The 12,335-nt window shown below is 56.1% G+C and carries 10 protein-coding genes and 1 pseudogene; 10 read left to right on the top strand and 1 reads right to left on the bottom strand.

What is annotated here, in order from left to right:
- Positions 1–73: 73 nt before the first annotated feature.
- Positions 74–1,123: an ornithine cyclodeaminase gene (locus GGE09_RS14900; RefSeq protein WP_309746948.1), complete on the top strand. Its 1,050-nt coding sequence runs from the start codon at positions 74–76 to the stop codon at positions 1,121–1,123.
- Positions 1,124–1,201: 78 nt separating this feature from the next.
- On the opposite strand, the gene putA is transcribed toward GGE09_RS14900, so the two are convergent.
- Positions 1,202–4,672 (bottom strand): bifunctional proline dehydrogenase/L-glutamate gamma-semialdehyde dehydrogenase PutA, encoded by a 3,471-nt coding sequence (gene putA / locus GGE09_RS14895; RefSeq protein ID WP_309746947.1) that lies wholly within the window; start codon positions 4,670–4,672, stop codon positions 1,202–1,204.
- A gap of 137 nt (positions 4,673–4,809) precedes the next feature.
- On the opposite strand from putA, the gene GGE09_RS14890 reads away from it, so the two are divergent.
- From GGE09_RS14890 to GGE09_RS14850, 9 genes and pseudogenes are all read left to right on the top strand, one after another.
- Positions 4,810–5,280: an Lrp/AsnC ligand binding domain-containing protein gene (locus GGE09_RS14890; RefSeq protein ID WP_309746946.1), complete on the top strand. Its 471-nt coding sequence runs from the start codon at positions 4,810–4,812 to the stop codon at positions 5,278–5,280.
- 160 nt (positions 5,281–5,440) lie between these two features.
- Complete coding sequence (locus tag GGE09_RS14885) at positions 5,441–6,475, top strand: substrate-binding domain-containing protein (protein ID WP_309746945.1); 1,035 nt, start codon at positions 5,441–5,443, stop codon at positions 6,473–6,475.
- A gap of 129 nt (positions 6,476–6,604) precedes the next feature.
- A pseudogene (pstC, locus tag GGE09_RS14880) lies at positions 6,605–7,504 on the top strand (phosphate ABC transporter permease subunit PstC); the annotation flags it as partial.
- Complete coding sequence (pstA, locus tag GGE09_RS14875) at positions 7,497–8,753, top strand: phosphate ABC transporter permease PstA (protein ID WP_309746944.1); 1,257 nt, start codon at positions 7,497–7,499, stop codon at positions 8,751–8,753. The pseudogene pstC and the gene pstA, both read left to right, overlap by 8 nt.
- A gap of 3 nt (positions 8,754–8,756) precedes the next feature.
- On the top strand, positions 8,757–9,521 hold the full coding sequence (gene pstB, locus GGE09_RS14870) for a phosphate ABC transporter ATP-binding protein PstB (RefSeq protein WP_309746943.1): 765 nt from the start codon (positions 8,757–8,759) through the stop codon (positions 9,519–9,521).
- 10 nt (positions 9,522–9,531) lie between these two features.
- Entirely contained in the window at positions 9,532–10,197 is a 666-nt protein-coding gene (phoU, locus tag GGE09_RS14865; protein ID WP_309746942.1) for a phosphate signaling complex protein PhoU, read from the top strand.
- Positions 10,194–10,889: a phosphate regulon transcriptional regulator PhoB gene (phoB, locus tag GGE09_RS14860; protein ID WP_309746941.1), complete on the top strand. Its 696-nt coding sequence runs from the start codon at positions 10,194–10,196 to the stop codon at positions 10,887–10,889. The genes phoU and phoB overlap by 4 nt, the downstream gene beginning before the upstream one ends.
- 31 nt (positions 10,890–10,920) lie before the next feature.
- On the top strand, positions 10,921–11,664 hold the full coding sequence (recO, locus tag GGE09_RS14855; RefSeq protein ID WP_309746940.1) for a DNA repair protein RecO: 744 nt from the start codon (positions 10,921–10,923) through the stop codon (positions 11,662–11,664).
- Positions 11,661–12,332, top strand: a complete 672-nt coding sequence (locus GGE09_RS14850) for a DNA-3-methyladenine glycosylase I (RefSeq protein WP_309746939.1) — start codon at positions 11,661–11,663, stop codon at positions 12,330–12,332. The genes recO and GGE09_RS14850 overlap by 4 nt, the downstream gene beginning before the upstream one ends.
- The last annotated feature ends 3 nt before the right edge of the window (positions 12,333–12,335 follow it).

Below are 12,335 nucleotides of genomic sequence, written 5' to 3'. Positions count from 1 at the left end.
GCTCGCCCCGATGCGCTGGGCCGGTGATCGCTGGCATCCATCTTAATAAACGTATCAATGAGGGAGAAAACTCATGACGAAACCGAACCCATCCACCTTGGCCATGGTGCCTTTTGTCAGCGTCCATAACATGATGCGGCTGATCCATTTTGTCGGGCTGGAAACCATGCTGACCGAGATCGCCCAATATATCGAAGAAGATTTCCGCCGTTGGGAATTGTTTGACAAGACGCCCCGCGTGGCCAGCCATTCGTCCGAAGGGGTGATCGAGTTGATGCCCACATCTGACGGGGAAGTCTATGGTTTTAAATATGTAAACGGTCATCCAAAGAACACCAAAGAGGGGCTGCAAACCGTGACGGCTTTTGGTTTGCTGGCCAATGTGGGCAACGGTTATCCGGTGTTATTGTCTGAAATGACTATCCTGACCGCCCTGCGCACTGCGGCTACCAGTGCCATGGTCGCGAAATTTCTGGCCCCCAAGGGCGCGAAAACCATGGCGATGATCGGCAATGGGGCGCAATCCGAATTTCAGGCGCTGGCGATGAAGGCTATTGTCGGGATCGAGCGTTTGCAAATGTACGATATCGACAGCGCGGCCACCGCCAAAGCTATGAAAAACCTTGAGGGCATGGGGCTGGAATTGGTCGCCTGTAAAACGCCGGAAGAGGCGATAGAGGGTGCGCAGATCATCACCACCTGCACAGCAGACAAGCAATGCGCGACGATTTTGACCGATAACATGGTTGGCGCAGGCGTGCATATCAACGCGATTGGCGGAGATTGTCCGGGTAAAACGGAACTGCACGGTGATATTCTGAAACGATCTGACGTCTTTGTGGAATACCCGCCACAAACCCGCGTCGAGGGTGAAATCCAGCAGATGCCCGAAGATTTTGCCGTGACCGAGATGTGGCAGGTGATCAACGGCACTGCCAAAGGCCGCGTGAATGAGCGCCAGATCACCCTGTTTGACGGGGTCGGTTTCGCAATCGAGGATTTCTCGGCGCTGCGTTACGTTCGGGACCGCTTGAAAAACACCATGTTTTATCAGGATCTTGATATGTTGGCAGACCCTGATGATCCACGGGATCTATTTGGTATGGTTTTACGGGCTGGCTAAGGAAAATCCCCCTCTGATCAGAGGGGGATGCCTGCGGCGCGGATATTTCTAGAAAATGGATGTGGGGCAGATCCGAGATTACCCTTCAACCGAAGCGAGTAGGGCGGCGTTGCCGCCTGCGGCGGTGGTGTCGATGCAGATGTGGCGTTCCATTGTGCAGCGTTCGGCCAGATCGTCGCCAGTGACCAGCGGGATCAGGCGGCCTGTGCGTTTGGCGAGGGCTTGGCGCGCTGTGCGTTGATCCTCGGGTGTGGACCAGAGTGCGACGAGGTCGAAATTTTCCAGTGTTTCCAAGGCGGCTATCGGCAGGGTTCCGTCGATACCGTTTGTCACATTCGGAGCGACCTCTAGGGCGGCGCAGCCGTTTTGGCGGGCGGTGCGGGCTTGCTCTGCTGCGGCTGCGGCGGTGGGGCCAAGGCACAGGACTGTGCCGCGCCCGAAGGTGGACAGTTGGTTGCTTTCGCCTGTGGGACCAGGCAGCAGTTCAGAGGACAGGCGCGGGCGGCGGGTGGCCGTCATGGTGTCGAGTGCGGATTGCACGGCAACCACATCCGCTGGCGTGCCAGTGTCAGCCGCATGGGTTTGGGCTGTGGTGGCAGTAAAGCGTTTCACGTAGTTCGGGCCGCCCGCCTTGGGGCCGGTGCCGGACAAGCCTTCGCCGCCAAAGGGTTGCGAGCCTACAATCGCGCCGATCTGGTTGCGGTTGATATACATGTTGCCCACGTTCAGCCGCGCGGTCACCTGATCAATCCGGTCATCAATGCGCGAATGCATGCCAAAGGTCAGGCCGAACCCCGTGGCGTTGATGTCATCGACAATCTGATCCAACTGACTGGCGCGGTAGGTGGCGATATGCACCACCGGCCCAAAGATTTCGCGGGTCAGGTCAGCGATGCCGTTCACTTTGATCACTGTCGGGGCGATGAAAGTGCCTGTGTCAGGGGTGCGCAGTTCTTTTAGCACGCGGCGTTCCTTGCGGGCCTTGGCGATATGGTCGCGGATACCTTGGGCGGCGGATTCATTGATCACGGGGCCGACATCCGTGGTGTAGTCCCACGGGTTGCCGAGCACCAATTCATCCATCGCACCGAACAACATTTCAAGGAAGGGTTCGGCCACGTCCTCTTGGACGTAGAGCAAGCGCAGGGCGGAGCAGCGTTGGCCTGCGGATTGAAAACCCGAAGCGATAATGTCGCGCACGGCCTGTTCTGGCAGGGCGGTGCTGTCTACGATCATGGCGTTCAGGCCGCCGGTTTCGGCGATCAGCGGTGCATCGGGGCTGGCGTGATCGGCCAGTGCGGTGTTGATGGTTTGCGCCGTTGCGGTGGAGCCTGTGAAGCAGGTGCCGTTGATTTGCGGGCTGCTGGTCAGTGCCGTGCCGATCACGCGGCCTGCACCCGGCAACAGTTGCAATGCGGCGGCGGGCACGCCGGCTTTATGCAGGAGTTCCGTGGCGATGCAGGCAGTAAGGGAGGTCGGCTCGGCCGGTTTGGCCAGCACGGCGTTGCCAGCGGCCAATGCGGCTGCGATCTGGCCTGAAAAGATCGCCAGCGGGAAATTCCACGGCGAGATGCAGGTGAAAATGCCGCGCGGGGCGGTGTCTGACAAGCGCTCGGCTTCATCTGCATAAAAGCGTAGGAAATCGACAGCCTCGCGCAGTTCGGCGATGGCATCCATTGGGGTTTTGCCTGCTTCGCGGGTCAGCACGGCGAAAAGTTCACCGAAATTGTCTTCATACAAATCAGCCGCTTTGCGCAGGGTGGCAGCGCGGGTGGTGGCGGGTGCGTCCCAGATGGTTGCATTTTGGATTGCGGTTTCGGCATCCGCTTTTGTGGCTTGCAGCACGGTGCCCACGGCGTCACTGGGCAAGGCCGGATTGATGACATCCAGTGTTTCTGTGCCAGTTGGGGCGGCCACGGTCAGCGGTTTGCCTTGCCACTTTGTGTTAAGGAACGGGGTGCGGGCAGCTTCGATTTCGGCCAGATCCTCGATGCAATGCAGATCCCAACCACGCGAGTTTTTGCGCGGTGCAAAAATATCGGCGGGCAGGGCGACAGGGCTGTGTGGGGTGGTTTCCAAGGCCGCGAACGGGTCGGCGGCGACTTCGGCGGGGGGGACGGATTCGTCGATGATCTGGTTGACGAAACTGGAGTTTGCGCCGTTTTCCAACAGGCGGCGGACCAGATAGGCCAGCAGATCGCGGTGCGCGCCAACGGGGGCGTAGATGCGGCAGCGGGTGCCTTCGGATTTCAGGACAATATCGTGCAATGCTTCGCCCATGCCATGCAGACGCTGGAATTCAAAGACCGATTTGTCAGTGGCTATTTCAAGGATGGCTGCAACCGTATGGGCGTTGTGGGTGGCGAACTGCGGGTAGATGCGATCGGTCATGCCCAGCAGCTTTTTCGCGTTGCAGATATAGGCCACGTCGGTTGCGACTTTGCGAGTAAAGACAGGGAAGCCTGTCACGCCTTCCACTTGGGCGCGTTTGATTTCAGTGTCCCAATAGGCGCCTTTAACCAGACGCACCATGATTTTGCGGTCCAGATCGCTGGCCAGTTGGTGCAACCAGTCCAGCACGGGGGCGCAGCGTTTGCCAAAGGATTGCACCACCACGCCAAACCCGTCCCAGCCTGCCAGATCGGGGTCGCGCAGCACGGCTTCGATCACGTCGAGCGACAGATCAAGGCGGTCTGCTTCTTCGGCGTCGATGTTGAAGCCCATGCCAGCCTTGCGGGCCAGACGCGCCAGACGTTTGGTGCTGGCGGTCAATTCGCGCAACACGCGGTCGCGTTGGCCGACTTCATAGCGGGGATGCAGGGCGGAGAGTTTGATGGAAATGCCGGGGTTTTCGCGGATGTCATCGGATTTGCAATGCTGTGCCAGTTGTTTGATCGCATCGGCATAGCTGTCATAGAAATGATCGGCGTCTTTGGCGGTTAGGGCTGCTTCGCCCAGCATGTCATAGGAATAGGTAAAGCCTTTGCGGGCTTTGCCATTGCCACGGGACACGGCCTCTTTGATGGTTTGGCCCAGTACAAATTGTGCGCCAAGTTCGCGCATGGCGCGTGATACGGCGGTGCGGATGACGGGTTCCCCCAAACGGCGCACAGCGGATTTCAGGGTGGCGGCGATGCCAGGTTCTTCGTCGTGCAGCACCTTGCCTGTCAGCATCAATGCCCAAGTAGAAGCGTTGACCAGCGAGGAGGAGGATTTTCCAAGGTGACTGCCCCAATCCGAGGGGGCGATTTTATCTTCGATCAGGGCGTCTACGGTATCGGCATCGGGGACGCGCAACAGGGCTTCGGCCAGACACATCAGGGCAATGCCTTCGTCTGTGGACAGGCCGTATTCGGCCATAAAGACCTCCATCATGCCGGATGCACCTTCGGCGCGGATTTTTGACACCAGTTTGCTGGCGCGCAGGCTGGCGGCGGTTTTTACCGCCTCGGGAATCGCGGCTTTGGCTTGCAGATCGGCAAGGAGTTTATCCTCATCTGCTAGGTGCAATTTACGGATGTCGGCGCGCAGGGCAGAGAGAGCAGTCATGGCAAAACTCGCAGTTTTAAAGGGGCATGTGAATTGAATATCACATCTGGAAAAGGCAAATTGCCTATTGTTGTTGTGTTCGGATTGGTTTTGGATCAATTTTGTGGGTGAATTTAGGCTAATGGGTAAAAAGTGCTATGGCAGATGGGCAACTCGACGATTTTGACCGCAAGATTCTGTCGGCGTTGCACCGCGACGGGCGGATGGCGATCACGGAACTGGCGGCTTTGGTGGGCTTGTCCAAGACGCCCTGTCAGTTGCGAGTGAAGCGGCTGCGCGACACGGGGTATATTCGCGGCTTTCGTGCAGTTCTGGATCTGGACAAGCTGGGGCTGGATCATATTGCCTTTGTCGAAGTCACCCTGTCCGACACCCGAGAGGCCGCGTTGCAGGCGTTCAATAGGGCAGTGTCCAGTGTGACCGAGATTGAAGAATGTCACATGATTGCGGGGGCATTTGATTATTTACTGAAAGTGCGCACGGTGGATATTAAATCTTACCGCGCGGTTTTGGGGGAAGTGATTTCCAATTTGCCCCATGTGGCCAACAGTTCAACCCATGTTTCTATGGAATCCGTAAAGGATGCAGGCCAAAACCCCGCGATCTAGCCCCGTTTGGCCAAAATCATTCCCGCAGGCTGTGTCACAGTGCTGTTACATAACTGCGCAACAAGTGTCACAAAACTGAAATATGACCGTCACACCAGGCGCCTATCACCGCCTTATCCGAGACGAATCGGACCGTATGAAAAAAATGGGAATGGACCTCATGTTTACAAAAACGCTTTGCGTATCCGCGATTGCACTGGCAACCGCTGCTGCTGCTCCAGCATTCGCCCGCGACCAAATCAATATTGTTGGATCTTCCACAGTATTTCCGTTTTCAACAACTGTTGCTGAACGTTTTGGGAAATCCACCGAGTTCAAAACTCCCGTTGTAGAGTCCACAGGCTCCGGCGGCGGTTTGAAACTGTTCTGTTCCGGTGTTGGTGAAGATACACCAGACATCACAAACGCATCCCGTCGGATCAAAGAATCCGAAGTTAAGACCTGTGCTGAAAATGGCGTGACTGAAATCGTCGAAGCCAAAATCGGTTTTGACGGCATTGTTCTGGCCAACTCTAAAGAATCCGGCCAAATGTCGATCACTTTGGGCGATCTGTACATGGCGCTGGCCAAAGACGTTCCAATGGAAGACGGCACAACCAAAGCCAACCCATACACAATGTGGAACGAGATCAACCCAGAGCTGCCTGCGGTTAAGATCGAGGTTCTTGGCCCCCCACCGACATCCGGTACACGGGACGCATTCGTAGAGCTGGCCATGGAAGGCGGTTGTAAGGCTGTCGATTGGGTTAAAGAGCTGAAGAAATCAGACGGGTCTGCCTATAAGGCGCTGTGCCACACAATTCGTGAAGACGGTGCCTTCATCGAAGCGGGTGAAAACGACAACCTGATCGTGCAAAAACTGCAAGCCAACCCGGCTGCTTTCGGCATCTTTGGCTTTTCCTTCCTTGAGCAAAACTCTGACACGGTTCAAGGGTCTTTGATCGACGGCGTTGCGCCAGAATTCGAATTGATCGCTGAAGGCGAATATCCTGTGTCTCGCTCTTTGTACTTCTATGTGAAAAAAGCCCACGTTGGCATGGTTCCAGGTATCGAAGAATATCTGGCTGAATTCACATCCGAAGACGCTTGGGGTTCCGAGGGGTATCTGGCAGACAAAGGTCTGATCCCAATGACTGATGACGAACGTGCCGAAGGTGCAAAAGCCATCACCGGTTTGATGAACCTGTCGATGTAATCGACGAAACTATAAGATCGGGATGCCCGCAATCGGGCGTCCCACCACCAAGACCGAAAGTACCGGCAGATGACCAATACCGACACCACGACGATTGATCTGGTTCATTCCCAACGCAAAAAAGGGCTTGAGCTGTTTGTAATGGGGCTGCTGATTATGTGCTCGCTTGTGGCGGTTGCCGTCACGGTGGGCATTGTTCTGTCCCTGCTGTTCGAAGCCTATCAGTTTTTTGAACGTATCCCGCTAACCGAGTTTTTGTTTGGTACAAAGTGGAGTCCGCAAACCGCCATGCGGGCGGATCAGGTTGCGGCAGAAGGGGCCTTTGGCGCCATCCCGCTGATCACCGGCACTTTGCTGATTTCGTTTATTGCCATGTGTGTGGCCACGCCGCTTGGGTTGTTATCCGCGGTTTACCTGTCTGAATATGCCAGCAAGCGCACCCGTGATCTGGTGAAGCCTGCTTTGGAAATTCTGGCGGGTATCCCCACAGTTGTTTACGGTTTTTTCGCCGCGCTGACCGTTGCACCGATGTTGCGGGCTGGCGGAGAAAGCGTTGGTTTGTCTGTGTCATCCGAAAGCGCGCTGGCGGCGGGGTTGGTGATGGGGATGATGATCATCCCGCTGATTTCGTCCCTGTCTGATGATGTGATTAACGCGGTGCCACAGGCCATGCGGGATGCGTCTTTGGGCATGGGGGCCACCCATTCGGAAACCATCCGCAAGGTTGTGCTGCCCTCGGCTATTCCGGGCATTGCGGGTTCGTTGTTGCTGGCCGCAAGCCGGGCGATTGGCGAAACCATGATTGTTGTGATGGCAGCGGGTCTGGCGGCAAATCTAACAGCCAATCCGCTTGAAGCCGTGACAACCATTACTGCGCAAATCGTGGCGCTGCTGACTGGCGACCAAGAATTTGACAGTGCAAAAACCCTTTCGGCCTTTGCCTTGGGACTGGTGTTGTTCTTTACCACTTTGGTTTTGAATATCGTCGCACTGCGTATCGTAAGAAAATATCAGGAACAATATGACTGATCTCATCACTCCTTCGGCCCAGCTGAAACGTCGTAACGCGTCGGAATCGCGGTTTCAGTGGTACGGGCGCGGCGCTATCTTTGTGTCCCTAGCTTTTCTTGTGGTGATGGTCGGGTCGATCATCTACAAAGGCTCTGGCGCGTTCACCACCACCGATGTGGCGCTGGTTATTGACCTTGGGCCAGAAGCGGTTGATCCCGCGGCACCCACGGATGCCCGTGTGGAAAAAATCGTTAAAGACGCACTGAAAGCCCGCTTTCCCGAGGCCACGAAACGGGCCGAACGGCGGATGCTTTACGGTCTTATTTCCAATGATGCCGGTTTCGAACTGGAACGTTTCATCGCCGCCAACCCCGATGCCATCGGAACGAAGGCCAAAGTCTGGTTCCGTGCTTCTGATGATTTTGACATCCTGATGAAGGGATCAATGGATCGCGAGGCCCCAGAATCCGAGCGGCGACTGAGTGATTTGGAAATCAGCTGGATTGATAGTCTGGTTGCGGACAATGATGTAAAACGCGGCTTTAACTGGTCGTTCTTTACCAACGGGGACAGCCGTGAACCGGAACTGGCGGGCATTCTCAGCGCGCTGACGGGCTCTGCCCTGACGTTGCTGGTGTGTTTCTGTTTCTCTTTCCCGGTGGCGATTATGGCGGCGATCTACCTTGAGGAATTCGCGCCGAAAAACCGCCTGTCCGATATTATCGAGGTGAACATCAACAACCTTGCGGCTGTGCCCTCGATTGTATTCGGTCTGTTGGGGCTTTCGGTGTTGCTGAACACGTTTGGGATGCCGCGATCCTCGCCTTTGGTGGGCGGGTTGGTGTTGTCACTGATGACCCTGCCGACGATCATTATTGCTGCGCGGGCCAGCCTGCGGGCGGTGCCCCCGTCGATCCGTGAAGCTGCCCTTGGTATGGGGGCAAGCCCCGTGCAGGCGACCTTTCACCATGTCGCACCGCTGGCTTTGCCCGGTATCCTGACAGGGACGATTGTGGGTATGGCACAGGCGCTGGGCGAAACCGCGCCGCTGTTGATGATTGGTATGGTGGCCTTTATCGTTGATGTGCCCCATTCCATTCTGGAACCGGCCACAGCCCTGCCAGTACAGATCTTTTTGTGGGCCGATGCACCCGAGCGGGCCTTCCTTGAAAAAACATCAGCGGCGATCATTGTGTTGTTGCTGTTCCTGATAACGATGAACCTGCTTGCGATTGTGTTGCGGCGCCGGTTCGAGAAAAGGTTCTAGAGTATGTCCAAGACTGCCATCATCACTGCCAAAGACGTCGATGTCTTTTACGGGGAAAAACAGGCGCTGAATAAAATCGCGCTGGATATTCCTGAAAATAAGGTCACCTCGTTGATCGGGCCGTCAGGCTGCGGCAAGTCCACCTTTTTGCGCTGCATCAACCGGATGAACGATCTGGTGGATATTTGCCGCGTTGAGGGCAGCATCCAGATCAAGGATCAGGATATTTACGCCCCCGAAGTGGACGTGGTTGCCCTGCGCGCCAAGGTCGGCATGGTGTTTCAGAAACCGAACCCGTTTCCGAAATCCATCTATGAAAACGTGGCCTATGGCCCGAAAATCCACGGTCTGGCGAAATCCAAAACCGATATGGATGAACTGGTGGAATGGTCGCTGCAAAAGGCGGGTCTGTGGAAAGAAGTCAAGGACCGTCTGGATCAACCCGGCACCGGTCTGTCAGGCGGGCAGCAGCAGCGTTTGTGTATTGCACGCACCATCGCGGTAAAGCCCCAAGTGGTTTTGATGGATGAACCCTGTTCTGCATTAGACCCGATCGCCACCGCGATCATCGAAGAATTGATCGACGAATTGCGCAGCAATTTCACCATCGTCATTGTGACCCATTCGATGCAACAGGCCGCGCGGGTTTCACAGCGCACGGCGTTTTTCCACTTGGGCGAATTGGTCGAAAGCGGCGCGACAAAGTCTATTTTCACATCGCCCGAAGATGAGCGTACTCAAAATTATATCATGGGCCGGATCGGCTAGGAGCAGACACATGGAACATACACATATTGTTACACGGTTCGATACTGACCTGAAAAAGATCGAATCTATGCTGGTTGAAATGGCGCAAAAAGTGGGCAATCAGGTCGTCGATGCAGGCCGCGCGCTGGCCGCAGAAGATGAATCGCTGGCCAAGAAAGTCACCAAAGCAGACCTTGAAATCGACGCGCTGGAAAACAAGATCGACGAAAAAGCGATCCGTTTGATTGCCCTGCGTCAACCCATGGCCGAAGACCTGCGCAGTGCGATCAGCACGCTGAAAATATCCTCTTCTCTGGAACGGATGGGCGATTACGCAAAAACCCTGTCTTACCGGGTGCGGGCGGTTGATGACTTTTCAGCCATGGGATCAGTGCTGCGCAACCTTGCAGAAACCTCACAAAAAGTGGCGGCGATGCTGGCTTTGGTGATGGAAGCCTATGTGACACGCGATCTGGAAAAAGCCAAAGAAGCCAGCGCGTTGGACGATGAAATCAACGACCGCACAGACGCGCTGTTTCGCGAATTGCTGACTTATATGATGGAAAACCCAAGGAATATCGAGCCATGTACTCATCTGTTGTTCATCTCCAAAAATATGGAGCGGTCGGGGGACCAAGTGAAGAATATCGCCGAGCAGGTGCATTATCTGGTCACGGGCGACCTTTGGGAACAATGAGCGGCGGACCCAAAATTCTGGTTGTCGAAGACGAAGCATCCCAGTTGGAAATGCTGGTCTACAACCTAAGCGTCGAAGGCTATGAAGTGTTTCAGGCCGAGACGGGGGAAGAGGGTTTGTTGATCCTTGAAGAGCAGGCAATTGACCTGCTGGTGCTGGATTGGATGCTGCCCCAGACATCCGGCTTGGAAATCTGCCGGCAGGTCAAGCGCAACAAGGACACCAAACATATTCCGGTGATCATGCTGACAGCGCGCGGTGAAGAAGATGACAAAATCCGCGGGCTGGATACGGGTGCCGATGACTATGTGGTGAAACCCTATTCGGTGCGTGAATTGATGGCGCGGGTGCGCGCAGGTCTACGTCAGGCCACTGGTCAGTTGGGTGCGGATTTGCTGGTCTATCAGGGGCTAAGCATGGATCTGGTGCAGCATAAGGTTTCCTTGGCAGAAGCGGTAATCCCGCTTGGGCCGCTGGAGTTCAAGCTGTTGCGGGTCTTTATGGAAGCCCCCGGTCGGGTTTGGTCGCGGGATCAACTGTTGGACCGTGTTTGGGGTGACAACCTGAACGTGGACACCCGCACGGTGGATGTACACATCGGGCGCTTGCGCAAGCAATTAAGCAAGGTCAGTGATCTGGATTTTGTGCGCACTGTGCGCGGCTTTGGCTATTCCCTTGATACCACCGCTTGAGGCTGGCTTGATTTACCCCTAGCTTGCGCCGATGGAATGGCGTGACGAAGGGGTAATTCTGGCCGCGCGGCGGTTTGGGGAAACCTCGGTAATCCTTGACGTATTGACCCAAACCCACGGGCGGCACGCTGGCGTGGTGCGCGGGGGTGCGTCGCGCAAACAAGCCCCTGTTTTGCAGCCGGGCAATCAGGTCTCGGTGGAATGGCGCGCCCGATTGGAAGACCATCTTGGCAGTTTTCATGTGGAACTGCTGCAATCGCGCAGTGGCATTATGGCGGATCGCGCGGCGCTGGCAGCGCTTGGGTCAATCTGTGCGCTGACGGGTTTTGCCCTGCCAGAGCGGATGGAACTGGACGAAGTCTACACCAGCACCCTTGATCTGGTGGACCAACTGGATGGCAGTGACGACTGGCAGGGGGCTTATGCCATTTGGGAACTGATGCTGCTGGAGGAATTGGGCTACGGGCTGGACCTGCGGTCCTGTGCAGCTACCGGCACCACGCAGGAACTGATCTATGTTTCGCCCAAAAGCGGGCGTGCGGTCAGTCGCCAAGCGGGGCTGGCCTATGCGGATCGCATGTTACCATTGCCGGTATTCTTGCACCTGCACGGCAGCCGCCCGCCCTTGCGCGAAATCCTTGATGCGCTAAAGACCACAGGCTATTTTCTGGAACGTTGGCTGGCCCCTGCACTGGGCAACCGCCCCTTGCCCGAAGCCCGCGCGCGGCTGGTGCATGTGCTGACCCGCATGGCCGAACGAGAGGAAGAAACATGAAATCTTTTGACGCAATCAAAGATGCAGCTATTGCCCGAAAGGGCGGTGAAGACGCCCTGCAGGCCGCTTTGGCCGATAGCCCTGTTGCCCGCGATATCACCACCCTAGGCGATGATCGCATCCTGTCAGAATTTTGCAAACGGGTGTTTCAGGCGGGGTTCAACTGGTCGGTGATCGAAAACAAATGGGACGGGTTTGAAGCGGCCTTTCATGGCTTTGATCCCGCCCGCAATGCTTTTATGTCGGATGAAGATCTGGATGCGCACCTTCGAAACACTGCCATTGTGCGCCACGGCAAGAAAATCCTGTCGGTGCGCGATAACGCTATTTTCCTGTGTGATCTGGCCAAGGAATACGGCTCTGCTGCGAAATGTATCGGGGATTGGCCCGCGTCCGATTTGATCGGTCTTTGGGCCGTGATGAAAAGGCGCGGCAGTCGTTTGGGCGGCGTCACAGGGCAATATGCGCTGCGGTTTTTGGGGAAAGATTGCTTCATCCTTAGCCGTTCGGTTGTGGCAGCGTTGAACCATGCAGGCGTGATTGACGGGGCGGCCACCAGCAAGGGGGCGCAGCGCAAAGTTCAGGATGCGTTCAACCAGTGGCACGGGGAAAGTGGCGAAAGTTATACACGACTTAGCCGTATTCTGGCCATGTCCGTACCAGATTAGCCG

Source organism: Roseobacter sp. N2S (assembly GCF_031454055.1).
Lineage (GTDB): Bacteria > Pseudomonadota > Alphaproteobacteria > Rhodobacterales > Rhodobacteraceae > Amylibacter.
Note: the sequence above shows the minus strand (reverse complement) of the source record. Positions and strands in the feature narration are given on the sequence as shown.